The organism is Pseudomonas sp. DCB_AW (genome assembly GCF_026240895.1).
In the GTDB taxonomy this organism is placed as follows: Bacteria; Pseudomonadota; Gammaproteobacteria; order Pseudomonadales; family Pseudomonadaceae; genus Aquipseudomonas; species Aquipseudomonas kermanshahensis.
Genome location: NZ_JAPFCE010000029.1, coordinates 1 through 20,880, shown reverse-complemented (window position 1 = coordinate 20,880; position 20,880 = coordinate 1). Strand labels below are relative to the sequence as shown.

Below are 20,880 nucleotides of genomic sequence, written 5' to 3'. Positions count from 1 at the left end.
CCGTCGCCCATGGAAATCCAACCGATCCTGAACACCATCAAGGACCTCACCGAGCGTTCCCAGTCAATTCGGGGGTATCTTTGACTACGATCAAAAGCATGACCGCCTGATCGAAGTCAACCGCGAGCTGGAAGACCCGGCCGTCTGGAACAAGCCTGAGTACGCCCAGGCCCTGGGCCGCGAACGTGCCATGCTGGTACAGGTCGTCGAGACGTTGGACAAGATGGCCAACGGCCTGGCCGACTGCAAGGACCTGCTCGACATGGCCGTCGAGGAAGAGGACGAAAGCGCCGTCGGCGACGTCGTGACCGAGCTGGAAGGCCTGGAAGAAAAACTGGCCCAGCTTGAGTTCCGTCGCATGTTCAGCGGCGAGATGGACATGAACAACGCCTACCTGGACATCCAGGCCGGCTCCGGTGGTACCGAAGCGCAGGACTGGGCCAACATCCTGCTGCGCATGTACCTGCGCTGGGCCGACAAGCGTGGTTTCGACGCCACCATCATCGAGCTCTCCGAAGGTGAAGTCGCCGGCATCAAGGGCGCCACCGTGCACATCAAGGGCGAATATGCCTTCGGCTGGTTGCGCACCGAAATCGGCGTGCACCGCCTGGTTCGCAAGAGCCCGTTCGACTCCGGCGCCCGTCGCCACACCTCGTTCTCGGCGGTGTTCGTGTCGCCCGAGATCGACGACAAGGTCGAAATCGACATCAACCCGTCTGACCTGCGCGTCGACACCTACCGCTCTTCGGGCGCTGGTGGTCAGCACGTAAACACCACCGACTCCGCGGTGCGTATTACCCACGTGCCGACCAACACCGTGGTGGCCTGCCAGAACGAACGCTCCCAGCACGCCAACAAAGACACCGCCATGAAAATGCTGCGGGCCAAGTTGTACGAGCTGGAGATGCAGAAGCGCAACGCCGCTTCCCAGGCGCTGGAAGACAGCAAGTCGGACATCGGTTGGGGCCACCAGATCCGCTCCTACGTACTGGATGACTCGCGCATCAAGGACTTGCGGACCGGCGTTGAGCGCAGCGACTGCCAGAAGGTGCTGGACGGCGACCTCGACCAGTACCTGGAAGCGAGCCTCAAGCAAGGGCTGTAAGCCGCACACCACTGCCGCGATGCCTGGCTACCCGCCGGCATCGCGTGCCCTGCCCGAAAAGGGCAACGAATACCTGATGGAAAGAATGACGACATGAGCGACCTCAATAGCGCACCGCAAGACCTGCAACAGGAAGAAAACGCCCTGATCGCCCTGCGCAAGGAAAAACTTGCCGCAGAGCGCGCCAAGGGCAATGCCTTCCCCAATGACTTCCGTCGCGACAGCTACTGCAACGACCTGCAGAAGCAGTACGCCGACAAGACCAAGGAAGAACTGGAAGCTGCAGCGATTCCGGTCAAGGTTGCCGGGCGCATCATGCTCAACCGTGGCTCGTTCATGGTCATCCAGGACATGACTGGCCGCATCCAGGTCTACGTCAACCGCAAGACCCTGCCGGAAGAAACCCTGGCCGCCGTCAAGACCTGGGACCTGGGCGACATCATCAGCGCCGAGGGCACCCTGGCCCGCTCCGGCAAAGGTGACCTGTACGTCGAGATGACCAACGTGCGCCTGCTGACCAAGTCGCTGCGCCCGCTGCCCGACAAGCACCATGGCCTGACCGACACCGAGCAGCGCTACCGTCAGCGTTACGTCGACCTGATGGTCAACGAAGAAACCCGCCACACCTTCCGTGTTCGCTCGCAGGTGATTTCGCACATCCGCAAATTCCTGATCGAGCGCGACTTCCTCGAAGTCGAGACGCCGATGCTGCAGACCATCCCTGGCGGCGCAGCGGCCAAGCCGTTCGAAACCCACCACAACGCCTTGGATATGGCCATGTTCCTGCGCATTGCGCCGGAGCTGTACCTCAAGCGTCTGGTAGTCGGTGGTTTCGAGAAAGTTTTCGAGATCAACCGCAACTTCCGTAACGAAGGCGTTTCGACCCGGCACAACCCCGAGTTCACCATGCTCGAGTTCTACCAGGCCTACGCTGACTACACCGATAACATGGACCTCACCGAAGAGCTGTTCCGCGAGTTGGCGCAGCTGGTGCTGGGCAGCACCGACGTGCCGTACGGCGACAAGGTGTTCCACTTCGGCGAGCCGTTCGTGCGCCTGTCGGTGTTCGACTCGATCCTCAAGTACAACCCTGAGCTGACCGCTGCCGACCTGCAAGACGTCGACCGTGCCCGTGACATCGCCAAAAAGGCCGGTGCCAAGGTGCTGGGCCACGAAGGCCTGGGCAAGCTGCAAGTGATGATTTTCGAAGAGCTGGTCGAGCACAAGCTGGAGCAGCCGCACTTCATCACCGAGTACCCGTTCGAAGTGTCGCCGCTGGCCCGTCGCAACGACGACAACCCGGCCGTGACCGACCGCTTCGAGCTGTTCATCGGTGGCCGCGAAATCGCCAACGCCTACTCCGAGCTGAACGATGCCGAAGACCAGGCTGAGCGCTTCCTGGCCCAGGTGGCCGAGAAGGATGCTGGTGACGACGAAGCCATGCACTACGATGCCGACTTCGTCCGCGCCCTGGAATACGGCATGCCGCCAACCGCCGGTGAAGGCATCGGCATCGACCGCCTGGTGATGCTGCTGACCAACTCGCCGTCGATTCGCGATGTGATCCTGTTCCCACATATGCGTCCGCAGGCCTGAGTGATCTGAGAAAGCCGCCTCTAGGGGCGGCTTTTTCTTGCCTGAAGCCTTATGTTGTCTGCACCGGCCCCTTCGCGGGCAAGCCCGCTCCCACAGGAATTGCGCGCGGTACGATCCCTGTGGGAGCGGGCTTGCCCGCGAAAGGGCCGGTACTGACAACCCCTGTTCATGAGGTACCCCCGTGACCCCCGCAATCGCTGAGCAAGGCGCCGCCGGCATCGCCACCGCCGTCGCCGAAAGTGTGCAGTACCAGGGCCGCAAGACCGCCCGCCAAGGCAGCGAGCAGCGCCGCCAGCTGATCCTTGACGCCGCCATGCGCATCGTCGTGCGCGATGGTGTGCGCGGTGTGCGCCACCGTGCCGTGGCCGCCGAGGCGGGTGTGCCGTTGTCGGCCACCACCTATTACTTCAAGGACATCGAGGACCTGCTCACCGATACCTTCGCCCAGTACGTCGAGCGCAGCGCCGCCTACATGGCCAAGCTCTGGGCCAACACCGAGGTGGTGCTGCGCCAGATGCTCGCCCAGGGTGATGGCAGCCCGCAGGCGCGAGCGCGGCTGGCCGACGAAGTGGCAAGCATGACCGCTGACTATGTGTCGCGTCAGTTGCTCAACCGGCGCGACTTTCTGATGGCCGAACAGGCCTTCCGCCAGGAGGCACTGCTGTGCCCGCGTTTGGCCGAGCTGGTGTGCGCCCACGACCAGATTCTGCTGCACGGCACCCGGCAATTGCTGCAGGTGGTCGGCTCACGGCAACCGGAACAAGACGCCCAAATGTTGACGGCGATTATCGAGCAGATGGAATATCAGGGCCTGCTCAAGGATGCGAACGCGCAAGCCGATGGGCAGATGCTCGCTATGCTTACCCGTTACCTGCACCTGGTGTTGGCATCGGCCTGAGCTGAGACCTTATTTTCAAGGAGAACCTGATGAAAGCCTGGCGTGTGGTGCTGTTGACGCTGTCATTCCTGCTGCTGGGCGGTTGTCTGGTGACCTTCCATGAGCCCTTGCCGAGCAACCAGGCCGCGCCCAAGGCCCTGCTCGGCAAGTGGAGCAGCAAGGACGCCTGGGGCGAACCGCTGAAGCTGTCGATCAGCCGCAGTGGCGGCGATGCCTACAAGGCGGTGGCCACGGCCAAGGGCAAAGCCCCCGAAGAGTACGTTTTCACCGTCTCGCGCCACGGCAACCGCTGGTACCTCTCGGCCGGCGTGCCCAAGCGCCTGGGTGGCAATTTCCTGATTGGCGGTTTTGAAGTCGTCGATGGCAAGGAACTGGTGGTGTACAACCTGGATGTCGAGCAGGTGCAGCAGGCCGTGAAAAACAAAGAGCTGACCGGGCGCAACACCGAAGTGCCGGAAGACAACGGCGAGGGCGTGCTCATCGACAGCCCCTCGGCGCGGGTGCTGGCCTACCTGGACGACCCGGCCAACTCCGACCTGTTCGTCGAGGTGGCACGCTTCCAGCGCTCCGGCAAGTAATGACCTCTGCCGTGCTTTTCAGGGTTTGAAACTGCAATGCGATCCCGGTAGGAGCAGCCTTGTGCTGCGAAAGGGCCGGTAAGACAACAGATATTTGTTGCCGATAAAGGCCTCTTCGCAGCACAAGGCTGCTCCTACAGGGACCGAGGCCGAGGCAGATAAGGAGTCCCCGGTGGACGAGTACCAGCAGACCATACGCGCGCTGTCAGACCGCATCGTTGCGGCGCAGACCCCCATCCGCGTACTCGATGCGGTGAAATGGGACGACAACATCCGCCACGGCTTCCTCAAGGCCAAGGGCAAAGAGCCACCCGCGGTAGACCGCGCCTATTACCAGTCGCGGCCGCTGTCGTTCGACTCCAGCGCAGTCAAGGCCGAATTCCAGAACATCGAACGTGACATCACTCGCCGGCTCGGGCAGTTCAACCCGGTCGGGCAGATCATGCGGCGCATGTGCAAGGAATACCGCATGGTGGTGCGTATGCTCGAAGCACGCGGCACCGAGGACTTCGGGCTGATCTCGCAGGAGCTGTACGGCGCGGCGTCCGACGCCTTCCACGCCGGTGACCCAACCCTGGCCGACTTGGGCCTGATGCTGTCGGACTACCTGAACAACATCGATGGCCGCGGCGACCTCAAGGACGAGCCAAAGAACCTCACCGCCAAAGAGGCCGTGGACATCCTCCAGCGCCGCCTGAACAAGGTGTTCGGCGAGGCCGAAGAAACCATCCGCGTGTTCGAGTCCGACGGTATCGTCGCCGATGCGGCGGCCGGTGCCGACTACATCAAGGTACGTGCCGATGCCATGTTCAACAGCCGCGACGTGCGTGCGCTGGAGGTGCATGAAGGCCTGGTGCATGTGGGGACCACGCTGAACGGCCTCAACCAGCCGATCTGCACCTTCCTGGCCAAGGGCCCACCCTCATCGACGGTGACCCAGGAGGGGCTGGCGATCCTCATGGAGGTGATTGCCTTCGCCTCTTACCCCAGCCGGCTGCGCAAGCTCACCAACCGTACACGCGCCATCCACATGGTCGAGGAGGGCGCCGACTTCCTCCAGGTGTTCGAGTTCTTCCGTGCCCAAGGCTTTGAAATGGCGCAGAGCTACAGCAACGCCAGCCGAGTGTTCCGCGGCTCGGTGCCCAACGGGCTACCATTCACCAAGGACTTGTCCTACCTCAAGGGCTTCATCATGGTTTACAACTACATTCAGTTGGCCGTGAAGAAGGGCAAGCTCGAGCAGATCCCGCTGCTGTTCTGCGGCAAGACCACGCTGGAAGACATGCGCACCTTGCGCCAACTGGTCGAGGAGGGGCTGGTCGAACCGCCCAAGTACTTGCCCGAACAGTTCCGTGACCTCAACGCACTGTCGGCCTGGATGTGCTTCTCCAACTTCCTCAACCACCTGAGCCTGGATCGCATTGAAGCCGACTACGCGAACATTCTCTGAACGCTGCCGCCTGCTGGCCCTTGGCGTGCTCCTGCTGGGCCTGAGCGGTTGCAGCAGCCTGCTGTTCTACCCCGAGCACGGCCAACCGTTCACCCCGGAGCGAGCCAAGCTCGACTACCGTGACGTCAGCCTGACCACTTCGGATGGCGTACGCCTGCATGGTTGGTGGCTACCGGCCAAGGCCGGGGTCGAGGTCAAGGGCACCGTGCTGCACCTGCACGGCAACGGCGGCAACCTGGCCGGCCATCTGGGGGGCAGCTACTGGCTGCCGGAGCAGGGCTACCAGGTGCTGATGGTCGATTACCGGGGCTATGGGTTGTCCCAGGGCAAACCGAGTTTGCCCGAGGTCTATGAAGACCTCGCGGCGGCCATGGCCTGGCTGGACAAGGCGCCCGAGGTCAAGGGCAAGCCGGTGGTGCTGCTGGGGCAGAGCCTGGGCGGCGCCATGGCCATTCATTACCTGGCGGCCCACCCTGAGCAGCGCCAGCGCTTCAGCGCGCTGGTGTTCGATGGCGTGCCAGCCAGCTACCGTGCGGTCGGGCGGTTTGCCTTGAGCACTTCATGGATGACCTGGCCGCTGCAGGTGCCGCTGTCGTGGCTGGTGCCGGACGGCGACAGCGCGATCCGTTCGATCGAGCGCCTGGACAGCCCGCCGAAGCTGTTCTTCCACAGCATCGACGACCACCTGGTGCCGCTGGATAACGGCATCCGCCTGTACCAGCACGCGCCGCCGCCGCGGGTACTGCAGTTGACCCGAGGGGGCCATGTACAAACGTTCGCCGACCCAGTGTGGCGCCAGGTGATGCTGCGCTTCCTCGACGACCCGAGTCATTTCAACGGCCTGCGGCGGCTTGCCGAAGTGCCCAATTACCCTGACGAGAAGAACAAGCAATGAGTGAAGAACGCAACGCCATCCCGCTGATCCTGACCGGCGTCGGCAGCATCATCGTGACGGTGGGGGCTTTGTGGTACTACGGTTACCTGCATTTCGCCAAGCCTGAAGATGCCCTGTTGCTGCAGGATTTCACCATGCTCAAGACCCTGCCGGGCGAAGACTACAAAGCCTCCCTCGACCCTGCACCCCAGGTGGCCCAGTGCGTGGACGGTGTGCTGGTGTTGTTCGATACCCAACAGAAAGGCCTGACCGGCGTGTTGGTCGATAACCGCAAACGTGCGGTGCGCTGCATGGGGGAGGAGACGCCGCAGCAGGTGCAGTGACCTGAAATCTGCATTGCCCTTCCGGCCCTTTCGCCGTCAAGCCCGCCCACAGCCTGTGGGAGCGGGCTTGCCCGCGAAAGGGCCGACACAGTTAACACATCACATCAAGCGAGACTTCGCAGCATCGTACACACCGCTTCTTTCTCGCTTGCCTACAGCGATGACGATGACCACCACTCGCTCATCGATAACTTGATAAACCAGGCGATAGCCCGATGACCTCAGCTTGATCTTGTAGCAGTCGGGCATGCTAGACAGTTTGTCCTTGTCCACCCTCGGCTGCGCCAAGCGCTCCCTGAGTTTTCTCGCAAACTGGACCTGCAATTGGCTATCCAGTTTCCTAAATTCCCTCTGTGCCCGAATATTGAATTCAAGGCTGTGGCTTTTTGCTGCCTTCGGCTTCGGCGATGAGCTCATCGATATCCACTTTCACTGTGGGCTCGCCACGTCGCTGGCGTACCAGCTCAGCCAACTGCATGTCGTCGATCAACTCCATCATCGCTTCGTAACGTTCCGGCGGTACCGCATAGAACGCTGGCTCGTTGCGATTGAGGATGACCACCGTTTCACCAGCCGCTTCACGGATCGTGCCCATGGGGTCTTTTTTCAGGTCAGTGATGGATGCTGCCAGATCGGCTAGAACCGGGTAGGTCATAGTTGTATCAACCCGTGAATGCAGTTATTGGTGACACGACTATAGATCTTTAAGGAGTGCTTTTAAAGGTGCTTTTAATCTTGCTGACAGATGAAAAACCCCGCCATCAGGGCGGGGTTCTTCGTTGCAGCGAGTCAGCTTACTGCGCCTGGCTTACCGACCGCGGTGCCACCGGCTGGTTGTCATTGGAGATGGTCACCTCCACGCGACGGTTCTGCGCACGGCCCGAGTTGCTGCCGTTGTCAGCCACCGGGTACTCCTTGCCGTAACCCTGGGCGACGATTCGCGCTGGGTCTACGCCAGCACGGATCAGCGCCATGCGCACGGCGCCGGCGCGACGCTCGGAGAGGCTCTGGTTGTAGTTGGCCGAGCCGACGCTGTCGGTGTAGCCCTCTACGATGACCTTGCGCTCCGGGTTCTCCTGAAGGAACTGGGCCAGCTTGGTCACGTTGGGGTAGGCGTTGCTCTTGAGTACGGCCTTGTTGAAGTCGAACAGCACGTCGCCGAAGGTGACCAGCGTACCGCGGTCGGTCTGCTTGGCATTGAGGCTGTCCTGCAGCTTGGCGATCTGTGCGTCGCGGGCATCCAGCTTGGCCTGGGCGCGCTGGGCGGAGGCGTTTTTCAGTTCGCCCTCAGCCGTACGCAGGGCAATGGTCTGCTTGGCGACTTCGACACGCTGGTTGGTCAGGTAGGCGAGCTGGTCGACCTTTTTCTGGTCCTCGCGGTCCATGTAGGCCTTGTCAGCTTTGTTCAGCCAATCCTGAGCATCTTTGGTTTCCAGCGCCGCGACTTTGCTCGACTGCGGGTCGCTCTGCAGCGCAGAGAAGTTGGTGCGGGCCGATTCAAGGTTGGCGTTCGGGTCGTGCGAGCAGGCTGCAAGACCGACGCTCAGGGCCAACAGGGCGGGAATCATGACGTGTTTGCGCATAGTGTTCATCCTTTGATCGAGTGCGAAGGCTAAGGGTGGCGGGGCAGGGCTCACTGAGCGCTGCGCAGGCCTTCCTCACGTACGTCCTGAACGCCCTGGCGGGCATCCTGCACGGCCTTCTGGGCCTTGGCCGCCTGAGCCTTGCGTTCGGCGAGGCGGGCATCCCATTCGGCTTGTTCGGCCAGACGCTTGGCGTCGTCGTACTTCTTGTCGTGCATGGCGATTTCGGCTTGCTTGAACTTGTCCTGCGCCGCTTTCATTTCCACCGCGGCGAACTCGGTGCCGCCGGCACTGACCGCAGAGTTCACGGCAGACTGGGTAACGGCATACTGCTCGGTGGGCGGGTTGCCCGCACAGCCGGCCAGGACCAGGCTACTGCCCAGGGCCAGCGCGGCCAGCTTGAACCCGCGCACATGAGTGGATGACGGTTTGAAAGTGCGGGTCTTCATGGTGGTCAGCTCCATTGGATCACTCCTGATAACGACGATGTCCGTAGCAGTCCATCGCTGAATCCCTGACAGTTACCGTGCGCTTCAGCTGAACGGTGCACGAGGGCAGTGTGCAGGGTTTTAGCGTGATGGCTAATTGCTCGGACTCAGGCGTTTTTCGAATGGTTCAGAAAAAAATCCCTTAAACGGGTAAGTTTTTCTGACTGATCAGTCAGTGAGTTTTCTGCGGAACTTTCACGCTCAGGCGGGGTATTCCGGGCCTTGCAGGCCCGGAACAGTGTGCATCGTGGCTATTTTTCGCTGTCGTCAGCGGTGCTGCTCAGCTCATGCAAGTGGTGCCGGGACAGCGACAGAAAACGCGGGGTAGGGCCGACATCTTCGAACAAGGGGTCGCCTTCTTCATCGGTGGCGATCACTTGGCTCCCTTTTACATAGGGGAAGCTGGCCTCGATTTCCTCAAGGGCCGCCGCCACCAGTTCGCCGAGCAGTTCTTCGGCGGTGCGCTTGGGGTACATGTCGATCAGCGCGGCCAGGCGCGCCTCGGACTCCAGGTCCAGATGCAGCACATGGCCGGTACGGCTGAGGGTGCCTGCGGCATTCTGTTCCCAGTGCTGGGCGAGTTCACGGATTTTCATGATGACCTCTGTCAACGCCTCGAAAGGCTGCATTGCATCGGAGTGCTCTGCTTGCACTTTAGTTTGCTTTGCCGATCACGGCTTGCCCTTAGGCTTGCTATCGGCGCGCGGCTGGGGGCACTCTTGGCCCAGTGCTGTTTCCTGAACGAGTGCGCCAAGGCTGCGCTACAGAGAGGGCCAATGACCGATATCGATGTGCGTTTGCGTGAAGATGTCCATGTGTTGGGGGAGTTGCTCGGCGACACCATTCGTCAGCAGCACGGCGAGGCGTTCCTGCAGAAGATCGAGGGCATCCGCCACAGCGCCAAGGCTGACCGCCGGGTGGCTGGCGAGCAACTGAGCTCGACCCTTGGGGACCTGGCTGACGACGATTTGCTGCCGGTAGCAAGGGCGTTCAACCAGTTTCTCAACCTGGCCAACATGGCCGAGCAGTATCAGTTGATCCGCCGTCGCGACGCCGACCAGCCAGAGCCTTTCGAGGCACGCGTGCTGCCTGAGCTGCTGGCCCGCCTGAAGCAGGCCGGGCATGGCAACGACGCCCTGGCCCGGCAACTGGCCAAGCTAGACATTCAGCTGGTACTGACCGCGCACCCCACCGAAGTGGCGCGGCGCACGTTGATCCAGAAGTACGACGCAATCGCTGGCCAGTTGGCCGCCCAGGACCATCGCGACCTGACCCCTGCCGAACGCCAGCAGGTGCGTGAGCGCCTGCGCCGGCTGATCGCCGAAGCCTGGCACACCGAAGAAATCCGCCGCACCCGGCCGACCCCCGTGGACGAGGCCAAGTGGGGCTTCGCGGTGATCGAGCATTCGCTGTGGCAGGCCATTCCCAACCACCTGCGCAAGGTCGACAAGGCGCTGCACGACGCCACGGGGCTGCGCCTGCCGCTGGAGGCCGCCCCCATCCGCTTCGCCTCGTGGATGGGCGGCGACCGCGACGGCAACCCCAATGTCACGGCGGCGGTAACCCGTGAAGTGCTGCTGCTGGCACGTTGGATGGCCGCTGATCTGTTCCTGCGTGATATCGATGCCTTGGCCGCCGAGCTGTCCATGCAACACGCGAGCAGCGCGCTGCGGGAGCACGTCGGCGACAGTGCCGAGCCCTACCGCGCTATCCTCAAGCAATTGCGCGACCGCCTGCGTGCGACCCGCGCCTGGGCGCATGCCGCCTTGGGCAGCAGCACGCCCGCCGGTGCCGACGTACTGGTCGACAACCGCGACCTGATCGCGCCGCTGGAGCTGTGCTACCAGTCGCTGCACGAATGCGGCATGGGTGTGATTGCCGAAGGGCCACTGCTCGACTGCCTGCGCCGTGCCGTGACCTTTGGCCTGTACCTGGGGCGCCTGGATGTGCGCCAGGATGCCGCCCGCCACCGTGACGCGCTGACCGAGATCACCGATTACCTGGGCTTGGGGCGCTATGCCGACTGGGATGAAGAGCAGCGTATCGCCTTCCTCCTGGCCGAACTGAAAAACCGCCGGCCATTATTGCCTGCGCATTTCCAGCCACAGGCGGATACCGCCGAGGTGCTGGCCACCTGCCGGGAAGTTGCCGCAGCCCCGGCCGCCTCGTTGGGCTCCTATGTCATTTCCATGGCCGGCGCCGCATCGGACGTGCTGGCCGTGCAGTTGCTGCTCAAGGAAGCCGGGCTGACCCGCCCGATGCGTGTGGTGCCACTGTTCGAAACCCTGGCCGACCTGGACAACGCCGGCCCGGTGATGCAGCGCCTGCTGGGCCTGCCTGGCTATCGCGCCGGCCTGCGCGGGCCGCAGGAAGTGATGATCGGCTATTCCGATTCAGCCAAGGACGCCGGCACCACAGCGGCCGCCTGGGCGCAGTACCGGGCGCAGGAAAACCTGGTGCGCATCTGCCGTGAGCATCAAGTGGAACTGCTGTTGTTCCATGGCCGTGGCGGCACTGTTGGCCGTGGCGGCGGCCCGGCGCATGCGGCGATTCTGTCGCAGCCGCCGGGTTCGGTCGCCGGGCGATTCCGGACGACTGAGCAAGGCGAGATGATCCGCTTCAAGTTCGGTTTACCCGGTATCGCCGAACAGAACCTCAACCTGTACCTGGCGGCCGTGCTCGAGGCCACCTTGTTGCCGCCACCCCCTCCGCAGCCTGCCTGGCGTGAGGTCATGGACCAATTGGCCGCCGATGGCGTCCAGGCCTACCGCAGCGTGGTGCGCGACAACCCTGATTTCGTCGAGTACTTCCGCCAGTCGACGCCTGAGCAGGAGTTGGGCCGCCTGCCGTTGGGCAGCCGGCCGGCCAAGCGACGCGCGGGCGGCATCGAGAGCCTGCGGGCTATCCCGTGGATCTTCGGCTGGACCCAGACGCGCCTGATGTTGCCTGCCTGGCTGGGCTGGGAAACGGCGTTGAGCAATGCCTTGCAACGCGGCCAGGGCGAGTTGCTGGCGCAAATGCGTGAGCAATGGCCGTTCTTCCGTACCCGTATCGACATGCTGGAAATGGTGCTGGCCAAGGCCGATGCGCAAATCGCCGAGGCCTACGACGAACGTCTAGTGCAACCGGAGTTGCTTCCTTTAGGTGTGCACCTGCGCGACCTATTGTCGCAGTCCTGCCAGGTGGTGTTGGGCCTGACCGGGCAGCCGGTGCTACTGGCGCACAGCCCAGAGACCCTGGAATTCATCAGCTTGCGCAACACCTACCTGGACCCGCTGCACCGCCTTCAGGCCGAGCTGCTGGCGCGCTCACGCGGCCGCGAAGCCGCTCTGGACAGCCCGTTGGAGCAGGCCTTGCTGGTCACCGTGGCGGGCATTGCAGCAGGCCTTCGCAATACCGGCTGAGGTTACGCGCGGGCCGCCAGGCAAGGGTGCACCTTTAGCCGCTATAAAGGGCGAGGAGGGCGGTTGCGCCGAGCGCAACCGCCTACCGGGCAGTGCGCAAGTGGCGCATTCCTGCAACTTTGGGACGCTTGTCTGGCTGCCGGGCGCTGTGTATCTTGAGCAGCCTTCTGACCGATTTATGGTCATACCCGATTTTCCGGACTTGGCCCTGGTTGCCGAATCCATTGAATTTCATAAAAAAATTTGAGGAGCACGAGATGCGCGTAATTCTGCTGGGAGCTCCCGGGGCCGGTAAAGGTACTCAGGCAAAATTCATCACCGAGAAGTTCGGTATCCCCCAGATCTCCACCGGTGACATGCTGCGTGCCGCCGTCAAGGCCGGCACCCCGCTGGGCCTGGAACTGAAAAAAGTCATGGATGCCGGCCAACTGGTTTCCGACGAGCTGATCATCGGCCTGGTCAAGGAGCGCATCGCCCAGCCGGATTGCGCCAACGGCTGCCTGTTCGACGGTTTCCCACGCACTATTCCACAGGCTGAAGCCATGGTCGCTGCCGGTGTCGACATCGATGCCGTGGTCGAAATCGCCGTTGACGATGAAGAAATCGTTGGCCGCATGGCGGGCCGTCGCGTGCACCTGGCTTCGGGCCGCACCTACCACATTCAGTACAACCCGCCGAAAGTGGAAGGCAAGGACGACGTGACGGGCGAAGACCTGATCCAGCGCGACGACGACAAGGAAGAAACCGTGCGTCATCGCCTGTCGGTCTACCACACCCAGACCAAGCCGCTGGTCGAGTTCTACCAGAAGCTGTCGGCCGCCAATGCCGGCAAGCCGAAGTACAGCCACATCGAAGGTGTCGGTTCGGTCGACGCCATCACTGCCAAGGTACTGGCAGCCCTGAGCTGATCCAACGCCTTGCATGACAACGGCCCGCTTGCGGGCCGTTGTCGTTTATACTGACGCTCTTTTCCCTGCCCCTGGAAACCCGTTCGATGACCACCCTGCTGGCCCTGGATACCGCCACCGAAGCCTGTTCCGTTGCCCTGTTGCATGACGGCAAGGTAACCAGCCATTACGAGGTGATCCCACGTCAGCACGCGCAGAAGCTGCTGCCGATGATCAAACAACTGCTGGGTGACTCCGGTGTAGCGCTGAACGCGCTGGATGCCATCGCCTTCGGCCGTGGCCCGGGCGCCTTCACCGGCGTACGGATTGCCATCGGTGTGGTTCAGGGCCTGGCGTTTGCGCTCGAACGCCCGGTGCTGCCGGTGTCCAACCTGGCCGCGTTGGCGCAAGGCGCGATGCGTGAGCAGGGTGTGCAGCAGGTGGCTGCCGCCATCGATGCACGCATGGACGAGGTGTACTGGGGCTGCTACCAGGCAAACGAAGGCGAAATGCGCCTGATCGGCCAGGAAGCGGTGCTGGCGCCCGAGCGCGTGGCGCTGCCCGACGCCAGCACGGGCGAGTGGTTCGGTGCCGGCACCGGCTGGGGGTATGCCGAGCGCCTGGCAGTGCAGGTCGCTGCCAGCAATGCCGCAGCGTTGCCCAATGCCCTCGACATCCTCAGCCTGGCGCGCTTCGCCTGGGCGCGCGGCGAGGCCATCGCTGCCGAGCAGGCGCAACCGGTGTACTTGCGCGATAATGTAGCCACACCCAAGAAACGCTGACGGCTACTCGTCGGTTATCGCCGATGACGATAAAACCTTTCGCGCGAACTGTGGTCTAGTTATCACTCGAGCATTAGCGACGGAACACTGATGCTGCTAAATTGCCATCATTGGTCCTGAGTGCTCACACCATGCGTATCGACGGTTTCTCCTCGCAGTCCTACCCGATCAAGCGCGCTCCGCGCAAAGCGTCGGTGCGCGACGAGGCAATCGACGATGCCGAAGTGATCGAGAATGACGCGCAAAGCGACGCCTCCCAAGAAGCCACCACTCGCCGTCGCAGCGGTGGCCTGCCAGCCCGCCAGCAAGACATGGTCTTCCCCCGCGCCCGTGATCGGCGCACAGCAACGGCGCTGGCCAGTTACCTGAGCACAGCCGGTTTTACCGATTGGGACATGGAAGTACTGGGGCTCGACCTGTACATTTGAGGGATGACTCCCTCTCTTCTGCCTTATTTTCTGGGTTGTCCGTCGTGGAGCGAAAGCGCCTGGCGCGATTACCTGTACCCCGCCGACGCCCGAGCCACTGAGTACCTGGGCCTGTACAGCCAGGTGTTCAATGCGGTCGAGGGCAACACCACCTTCTATGCCAGCCCCGCGCCCGCGACCGTGGCCCGCTGGGCGCAGGTGATGCCGGCGCACTTTCGTTTCACGGCCAAGTTCCCCCGCGAGGTCAGCCATGCCGCGGACCTTCGCGAGCAACTGGACGCGGCGACCACCTTCACCCGGTTGATGGCGCCGCTGGGTGAGCGGGTATCGCCTTATTGGTTGCAACTGCCTGCCATGTTCGGGCCTGCGCGCTTGGCAGAGTTGAGCCACTTTCTGGATGAAGTGGCGGTGCCGGTGGCCGTCGAGGTGCGTAACGACGCCTTTTTTGCGCGGGGTGAGGAGGAGCGGCAGCTAAACCGGCTGCTGCTCGAACGTGGCGTCGAGCGCATCTGCCTCGACCCACGGGCCTTGTTCAGCTGCACATCGCGCGACCCCGCCGTATTGCATGCTCAAGCCAAGAAACCCAAAGTGCCACCGCGCCCCGCAGCCTTCAGCCAGCACCCGCAGGTGCGTTTTATTGGCCACCCGCAACTGGACGCCAACGAAACCTTCCTGACGCCTTGGGTGGACAAGATAGCCAGCTGGATCGAGGAAGGCCGCAGCCCCTACATCTTCTTGCACACCTCGGATAACCGCCTGGCTGCGGCATTGGCCCAGCGCTTTCACCAGCGCCTGATGCAGCGCCTGCCCGGCCTTGCATCATTGCCGGAATTGCCACGCGCCCCTGAGGTCGAACAACTGGGACTACTCTGACCACTCCTTAATGCCTGAGGTTGAGACCATGGATGTGCAAACCCTGCGAGCCGAAGCCTTCAAGGCCCTGCATGAGCGCGACAGCGCGTTCGTCATCCCCAACCCGTGGGATGCCGGCTCTGCCAAGCTGCTGGCCAGCCTTGGCTTCGAGGCACTGGCCACGACCAGCGCGGGCCTGGCCTTCAGCCTGGGCCGGCCAGACGCCGAAGGCGCGTTGAGCCTTGACGAAACCCTGGATAATGCCGGCGTGATCGTCGATGCCACGGCGTTGCCGGTTGCCGCCGACCTTGAAAACGGCTTTGGCGACCTGCCTGAGGATTGTGCACAGACCATTCTGCGTGCCGCCGAGGCGGGCCTTGTGGGGGGCTCTATCGAGGACGCCAGCGGGCGCAAGGACGCCCCCATCTATGACCACGGCCTGGCGGTGGAGCGCGTGCGCGCGGCAGTTCAGGCGGCGCGCAGCCTGCCGTTTCCCTTCACCCTCTGCGCCCGCGCAGAAAACCTGCTGCACGGGCGAATGGACCTGGACGACACCATCCTGCGCCTGCAAGCCTTTGCCGAAGCGGGTGCTGATGTGCTCTATGCGCCTGGGTTGCGCACTGTCGAAGAAATTCGCGCAGTGGTACAGGCGGTGGCGCCAAAGCCGGTCAACGTGCTGATGGGGTTGGCAGGCGTGACGCTGAGCGTCAATCAACTTCAAGACCTGGGCGTGCGCCGAATCAGCGTGGGGTCATCGCTGGCCCGCGCAGCGTTAGGGGCTTTCCACCGGGCTGCCCTGGAAATTCGCGATGAAGGCACGTTCGGCTACGGCGAACAGGCGTTGCCTTTCGCGCAGCTCAACGATCTGTTCCGTCGTTGATTGGCCATGCGTGCGTTGCTGGCGCTGCTGGTGGGCCTGTCCTTGATGGCAGGCCTGGCCTGGCACCTTGGCTGGCGCCTGCCCGATGCATGGAACCCCTGGGCGGCGCTGGACGTGCGCCAGCCACCCAACCTGCTCACTGCCTACAAACTGTCGCGCCTGCGCAATGACCCGGCGCTGTGCCGCGAAGCGCTGGCAACCAGTGGCCTGCGTTACCGGGCCCAGGCCGACAGCCCAGCCTCGGCCAACTGCCCGCTGAACAACGTGTGGCGCATCGAAGGCGGTCAGGCACGGCTCAGCAGCAGTTTTCTTGCCAGTTGCCCGCTGGCAGTGGCCTACGCGCTGTTCGAGCAGCATGGCCTGCAGCCCGTGGCGCAGCGGGTATTGGGGCAGCCGGTGACCCAGGTCGATCACCTGGGCAGTTTCGCCTGCCGCAATGTCTACCACCGCAAACAAGGCCGACTCAGCCAGCATGCCACCGCCAATGCTCTGGATATCAGTGGTTTTCGCTTGCAGGACGGCCAGCGCATCGTGCTGGCGCAGGATTGGCAGGCGGGCGGGCAGAAGGCTGAGTTTTTACGCGAGGTGCAGCAGGTGGCCTGCGAGCGCTTCAGTACCGTGCTGGGGCCCGACTACAATGCCGCGCACCACAACCACTTCCACGTTGACATGGGCCTTTGGCAGATCTGTCGCTGAGCCGCTGTAAATTTAGGCGTACGCGCGAACGTTGTTCAGCACCACCGGGCGCGCCCAATGGATGTCGAATTCCAGGTCGTTCTGCTGTTTGGCCAGGGTGGTTTCGTCGTAGGGCTCGGGCGCCGGGTCCAGCAGGTTGGTCTCGAACTCGGCGATAGGCAGGAACAGTGGGCGTGGGGAGGGGCCTGGGCCCGGCTCGGCAAGCGGCTGGCCCTGGCTCATGACCACCGGGCGCAACCAGCTGTTGCTCAGGTCCAGCTCGCGCTGTTGTTCGATCAGCTCGATGGCACTGAACGGTTCAGGCGCAGGTTCCAGCAGGTTGGCCTCAAGCTCTGCCTTGGGCAGGAACAGCGGCTCGGGGGGCGCGACTTCGGTGTCGTGTACGGCGCAGGCGCGCTGGGCATCGATCAGCGCCAGTGCCCTGGCCCCGCCAATCGGCTCGCCGCTGTGCTGATCGTATTGCACGAACGACTCGCTGATACTGTCCGCGGGTACTTCCTGTTGCTCGGCCATGGCGCGGGCAAAGAAATCCTGCCACAGGTGGCTGACGCCCCCGAGTGTCTGGGTATTCTGCTGACCGTAGTGGCCGACAGGCGACAGGTAGGTCAAACCGATGGGAAGAGTATCTGTCATGGCAGTCGCGCGCGTTGTGCTCTGGCAGAATAGCGGGATATTGCCTGTATCGGCCGTGGTTGCCGATTCATTAAGGGCTGGGTTTGATTTTTTAGGTGTGGACGATGGAAGAGCAAGGCACGGGTATCAGGGTCGAAGCGATGTCGGCTGAGTATGCGCAACAGGCCGCGGCGTGGGCCGAGCGCCTGGGCCTGCCGCTGCAGGACGATGCCGCCGGCTTCGCTGTGCAGGTGGGCGTTGAAGGCTTGCAGATCCAGCAATTGGGCCCACAGGCACCTGGGCCCGTGCGGGTGGACTTCGTCGAAGGCCAGGCTGCGCACCGGCGCCAGTTTGGCGGTGGCAATGGGCAGATGATCGCCAAGGCGGTCGGCATTGCTCAAGGTGTTCGGCCGCAAGTGCTCGACGCGACCGCAGGGCTGGGCAAGGATGCCTTCGTGCTGGCCAGCCTGGGTTGCCAGATGACCCTGATCGAGCGCCAGCCGCTGATTGCCGCGTTGCTGGAAGACGGCCTGGCACGGGCCCGTGCCGATGAAGAGGTGGGCCCGATCGTCGGGCGTATGCGCCTGCTGACCGGCAATGCCATCGAGCGCATGCGCGCCTGGGAGGGCGAGCCGCCGCAGGTGATCTACCTCGACCCGATGTTCCCGCACCGGGACAAAAGCGCCCTGGTGAAGAAGGAAATGCGCGTGTTCCGGCCGTTGGTGGGGGATGACATGGATGCCCCGGCCTTGCTCGAAGCCGCCTTGGCGTTGGCCAGCCATCGGGTGGTGGTGAAGCGCCCGCGCAAGGCACCGATCATCGACGGGCCGAAGCCTAGCCATTGCCTGGAGGGCAAGTCGAGCCGGTATGACATCTACCCGAAGAAAGCGCTGAAGGCCTGATTACGAAGACGCCTGTAGGAGCAGCCTTGTGCTGCGAAGAGGCCGGTGAATTCACCTTGAATCTTCACGGCTTTCACCGGCCTCTTCGCAGCACAAGGCTGCTCCTACCGTACCGGGTTCGTGCCGGTAGGTTGAATGGATCCCGCTAAGGCCGGAACGCCCGCATGAACACCCCCACCACCTCACGCACATGCGCCTCGGCCTCGTCGCCTTCCAACGGCCCGGCGCACCCCAGCAGCAACCGGTAGTCCGGCGCGCCCTTGACCATGCAGAAGAAGTGCTCTGCCGCGCGCAACGGGTTATCGATGCGCAGCAACCCGCGCTCATGCGCTCCGCGCAGCAGTGCTTCCATACCCGCCAACACCCGTTTGGGCCCGGCTTCGTAGAAGTACTCGCCAAAACTTGGGTCCGAGCTGCCCTGGGCCATGATCAGGCGGCTGAGCTTGACCGCTTCGTCGCTGCTGATCAGGGCCTGGAAGTTACGCGCAATGGTCAGCAGCACCTCTTCCATCGGTGCCCCCTCGGGGTACTCGAACAGCAGGTCCGGCAGCTGGATCTGGCAGGTTGCCATGACCGCCGAGCAGAACAGCGTCTGCTTGTCGGTGAAGTGGCTGTACACGGTGAGTTTTGAAACACCTGCCGCCGCAGCGACCGCATCCATGCTGGTGTTGGCATAGCCAAGGCTGAGGAACAGTGTCTTGGCCGCTTCGAGGATCGCCTCGCGCTTGGCCAGGTCCTTGGGGCGACCGGGCCCGATGGGTGCGTCGTTGGGCATTGGAGTCTGCATCTGGTTGAAGAGTCGCCCATCTTAACGGGTCGCACGCCATCCGGCCTCAAGGAATGGCCAAACGTTGATGTTGATTTTCTTTCCGGCGCTGGCTTCCCGGCTTCGGTTTGCTGATTTAATATACCCGTCAGTATAAATATTCGATGTGCTCTTCGCGAAAGGATTCATCATGTTGCGCCATGCCTTGTCCATCGCTTTGCCCGCTGCCGTCGCCCTGTTGCTGACGGCGTGTGGCCAGGAAACCGCACCGCCCGCTGCGCCGCGCCCGGCATTGGTGATCCAGCCGCAGCCGGCCGAAGCGGCAGCCGACAGCTACCCCGGCGAAGTGCGTGCGCGCTTCGAGCCGGAACTGGCCTTCCGCATCGCTGGCAAGGTCAGCAAGCGCCTGGTCGAGGAAGGGCAGCGGGTCAAGGCCGAGCAGCCGCTGGCCGAGCTGGACCCCCAGGATGTGCGCCTGCAACTGGAGGCCAATCGCGCCCAACTGGCGGCCGCCGAAGCCAACCTGGCACTGGTGCGCGCCGAGCGTGATCGCTACCAGAAGCTGCTGGACCGGCAGATGGTCAGCCATTCGCAATACGACAATGCCGAAAACCTCTACCGCGCCGGCATGGCCCGCCTTAAACAAGCCAAGGCCGAGTTCGACGTTGCCGGCAACCAGGCCGATTACGCGGTGCTGCGTGCGCCGCAGGCTGGGGTGATCGCCAAGCGCCAGGTCGAGGTCGGCCAGGTGGTCGCTGCCGGGCAGACCGTGTTCACCCTGGCTGCGGATGGCGAGCGTGAGGTAGCCATCGGCCTGCCGGAGCAGCAATTCGCCCGCTTCGCGGTGGGGCAGGCGGTCAGTGTAGAGCTGTGGTCGCACCCTGGTGAGCGTTTCGAAGGGCGCATCCGTGAACTTTCGCCGGCAGCCGACCCACGCTCGCGCACCTTTGCCGCGCGCATCGCCTTCACTTCAGCCAAGGCACCGGCTGAGCTGGGCCAGAGCGCGCGCGTGTTCATTGCCCATGAGGGCCTCATCCCACTGGCGGTGCCGCTTTCTGCGGTGACCGCAGAAAACGGCCAGGCCTATGTCTGGCGGGTCAACCCGGACCACCGCCTGGCGCGCACGGTGGTGCGCCTCGGGCCATACGGCACCGACAGCGTCCCGGTACTCGAAGGCTTGAAGCCGGGCGACTGGGTGGTCGCCGCGGGTGGCCATGTGCTGCGCGAGGGGCAGGAGGTGCGCCCCGTGGACCGCACCAACCGTGTAGTGAACCTGACGGCCAAGGAGTAAGTCCCGATGGGTTTCAACCTTTCCGCCTGGGCGCTGCGCAATCGCCAGATCGTACTGTTCCTGATGATCCTGCTGGCTGCCATTGGCGCCATGTCCTACACCAAGCTGGGCCAGAGCGAGGACCCGCCGTTCACCTTCAAGGCCATGGTCGTGCGCACCCTGTGGCCCGGCGCCACCGCCGAAGAAGTGTCGCGCCAGGTCACCGAGCGCATCGAAAAGAAACTGATGGAGACCGGCGAGTACGAGAAGATCGTCTCGTTCTCCCGCCCGGGCGAGTCGCAGGTGACCTTCATGGCCCGCGATTCGCTGCATTCCAAGGACATCCCCGAGCTGTGGTACCAGATCCGCAAGAAGGTCGCGGACATCCGCCACACCCTGCCACCGGAGGTGCAGGGCCCGTTTTTCAATGACGAGTTCGGCACCACGTTCGGCAACATCTATGCGCTGACCGGTGCGGGCTTTGA

The 20,880-nt window shown here is 63.2% G+C and carries 24 protein-coding genes; 17 read left to right on the top strand and 7 right to left on the bottom strand.

Annotated features, from left to right (window positions below):
* Positions 1-9: 9 nt before the first annotated feature.
* The 7 genes from prfB (at position 10) to OO306_RS16640 (ending at position 6,845) form a co-directional block, all read left to right on the top strand.
* Positions 10-1,105 (top strand): peptide chain release factor 2 gene (prfB, locus tag OO306_RS16670; RefSeq protein ID WP_097151322.1). Its coding sequence is split into 2 segments (ribosomal slippage): positions 10-81 and positions 83-1,105, totalling 1,095 coding nucleotides; the frame shifts between segments, so codons are not numbered across the junction.
* A 93-nt stretch (positions 1,106-1,198) separates the two neighbouring features.
* Positions 1,199-2,701: a lysine--tRNA ligase gene (gene lysS / locus OO306_RS16665; RefSeq protein WP_027595750.1), complete on the top strand. Its 1,503-nt coding sequence runs from the start codon at positions 1,199-1,201 to the stop codon at positions 2,699-2,701.
* 193 nt (positions 2,702-2,894) lie between these two features.
* Positions 2,895-3,599, top strand: a complete 705-nt coding sequence (locus OO306_RS16660) for a TetR/AcrR family transcriptional regulator (RefSeq protein WP_027595751.1) — start codon at positions 2,895-2,897, stop codon at positions 3,597-3,599.
* A gap of 29 nt (positions 3,600-3,628) precedes the next feature.
* Entirely contained in the window at positions 3,629-4,177 is a 549-nt protein-coding gene (locus tag OO306_RS16655) for a hypothetical protein (RefSeq protein WP_027595752.1), read from the top strand.
* A gap of 172 nt (positions 4,178-4,349) precedes the next feature.
* A complete protein-coding gene (locus OO306_RS16650) occupies positions 4,350-5,627 on the top strand; it encodes a flavohemoglobin expression-modulating QEGLA motif protein (RefSeq protein ID WP_027595753.1) in 1,278 nt (425 codons plus the stop codon).
* Positions 5,599-6,522 (top strand): alpha/beta hydrolase, encoded by a 924-nt coding sequence (locus tag OO306_RS16645; RefSeq protein ID WP_085272730.1) that lies wholly within the window; start codon positions 5,599-5,601, stop codon positions 6,520-6,522. The genes OO306_RS16650 and OO306_RS16645 overlap by 29 nt, the downstream gene beginning before the upstream one ends.
* Complete coding sequence (locus OO306_RS16640; protein ID WP_027595755.1) at positions 6,519-6,845, top strand: hypothetical protein; 327 nt, start codon at positions 6,519-6,521, stop codon at positions 6,843-6,845. The genes OO306_RS16645 and OO306_RS16640 overlap by 4 nt, the downstream gene beginning before the upstream one ends.
* Positions 6,846-6,944: 99 nt before the next feature.
* Here OO306_RS16640 and OO306_RS16635 read toward each other — a convergent pair whose 3' ends face one another.
* The 5 genes from OO306_RS16635 to OO306_RS16615 form a co-directional block, all read right to left on the bottom strand.
* A complete protein-coding gene (locus OO306_RS16635; RefSeq protein ID WP_265969386.1) occupies positions 6,945-7,262 on the bottom strand; it encodes a type II toxin-antitoxin system RelE/ParE family toxin in 318 nt (105 codons plus the stop codon).
* Positions 7,216-7,500, bottom strand: a complete 285-nt coding sequence (locus OO306_RS16630; RefSeq protein WP_027595757.1) for a type II toxin-antitoxin system Phd/YefM family antitoxin — start codon at positions 7,498-7,500, stop codon at positions 7,216-7,218. Before OO306_RS16630 ends, OO306_RS16635 begins: the two co-directional genes overlap by 47 nt.
* Positions 7,501-7,639: 139 nt before the next feature.
* Positions 7,640-8,428, bottom strand: coding sequence for an OmpA family protein (locus tag OO306_RS16625; protein WP_099453108.1), 789 nt, complete (start codon positions 8,426-8,428; stop codon positions 7,640-7,642).
* A 50-nt stretch (positions 8,429-8,478) separates the two neighbouring features.
* Complete coding sequence (locus tag OO306_RS16620; RefSeq protein ID WP_027595759.1) at positions 8,479-8,892, bottom strand: DUF4398 domain-containing protein; 414 nt, start codon at positions 8,890-8,892, stop codon at positions 8,479-8,481.
* 275 nt (positions 8,893-9,167) lie between these two features.
* Entirely contained in the window at positions 9,168-9,512 is a 345-nt protein-coding gene (locus OO306_RS16615; protein WP_099430867.1) for a pilin assembly protein, read from the bottom strand.
* A 180-nt stretch (positions 9,513-9,692) separates the two neighbouring features.
* Here OO306_RS16615 and ppc point away from each other — a divergent pair, with 180 nt between their 5' ends.
* The 7 genes from ppc (at position 9,693) to OO306_RS16580 (ending at position 16,845) form a co-directional block, all read left to right on the top strand.
* Positions 9,693-12,320: a phosphoenolpyruvate carboxylase gene (gene ppc, locus OO306_RS16610; protein ID WP_265969383.1), complete on the top strand. Its 2,628-nt coding sequence runs from the start codon at positions 9,693-9,695 to the stop codon at positions 12,318-12,320.
* Positions 12,321-12,577: 257 nt separating this feature from the next.
* Complete coding sequence (gene adk, locus OO306_RS16605) at positions 12,578-13,228, top strand: adenylate kinase (protein WP_027595762.1); 651 nt, start codon at positions 12,578-12,580, stop codon at positions 13,226-13,228.
* A gap of 86 nt (positions 13,229-13,314) precedes the next feature.
* Positions 13,315-13,989: a tRNA (adenosine(37)-N6)-threonylcarbamoyltransferase complex dimerization subunit type 1 TsaB gene (tsaB, locus tag OO306_RS16600; RefSeq protein WP_027595763.1), complete on the top strand. Its 675-nt coding sequence runs from the start codon at positions 13,315-13,317 to the stop codon at positions 13,987-13,989.
* Between the two features lie 131 nt (positions 13,990-14,120).
* Complete coding sequence (locus OO306_RS16595; protein WP_085272733.1) at positions 14,121-14,417, top strand: hypothetical protein; 297 nt, start codon at positions 14,121-14,123, stop codon at positions 14,415-14,417.
* Positions 14,418-14,420: 3 nt separating this feature from the next.
* Entirely contained in the window at positions 14,421-15,290 is an 870-nt protein-coding gene (locus OO306_RS16590; RefSeq protein ID WP_085272734.1) for a DUF72 domain-containing protein, read from the top strand.
* A gap of 28 nt (positions 15,291-15,318) precedes the next feature.
* Positions 15,319-16,149, top strand: a complete 831-nt coding sequence (locus OO306_RS16585) for an oxaloacetate decarboxylase (RefSeq protein ID WP_027595766.1) — start codon at positions 15,319-15,321, stop codon at positions 16,147-16,149.
* Positions 16,150-16,155: 6 nt separating this feature from the next.
* Positions 16,156-16,845 carry an extensin family protein gene (locus OO306_RS16580; protein ID WP_099428473.1) on the top strand — a complete coding sequence of 230 codons (690 nt, stop codon included), beginning with the start codon at positions 16,156-16,158 and terminating at the stop codon, positions 16,843-16,845.
* A gap of 12 nt (positions 16,846-16,857) precedes the next feature.
* Here the strand turns inward: OO306_RS16580 and OO306_RS16575 are convergent, their stop codons facing one another.
* On the bottom strand, positions 16,858-17,478 hold the full coding sequence (locus tag OO306_RS16575; RefSeq protein ID WP_027595768.1) for a hypothetical protein: 621 nt from the start codon (positions 17,476-17,478) through the stop codon (positions 16,858-16,860).
* Positions 17,479-17,582: 104 nt separating this feature from the next.
* Between OO306_RS16575 and OO306_RS16570 the strand changes: the two genes are divergently transcribed.
* Complete coding sequence (locus OO306_RS16570; protein WP_265969381.1) at positions 17,583-18,359, top strand: class I SAM-dependent methyltransferase; 777 nt, start codon at positions 17,583-17,585, stop codon at positions 18,357-18,359.
* Between the two features lie 145 nt (positions 18,360-18,504).
* Here the strand turns inward: OO306_RS16570 and OO306_RS16565 are convergent, their stop codons facing one another.
* Entirely contained in the window at positions 18,505-19,146 is a 642-nt protein-coding gene (locus OO306_RS16565) for a TetR/AcrR family transcriptional regulator (RefSeq protein ID WP_027595770.1), read from the bottom strand.
* A gap of 169 nt (positions 19,147-19,315) precedes the next feature.
* Between OO306_RS16565 and OO306_RS16560 the strand changes: the two genes are divergently transcribed.
* The gene (locus tag OO306_RS16560; protein ID WP_186675922.1) at positions 19,316-20,416 is read left to right on the top strand and encodes an efflux RND transporter periplasmic adaptor subunit; all 1,101 of its coding nucleotides are present in this window, start codon (positions 19,316-19,318) and stop codon (positions 20,414-20,416) included.
* Positions 20,417-20,422: 6 nt separating this feature from the next.
* Positions 20,423-20,880 (top strand): efflux RND transporter permease subunit (locus tag OO306_RS16555; protein WP_265969378.1); only part of this gene is annotated, 458 nt, incomplete at its 3' end.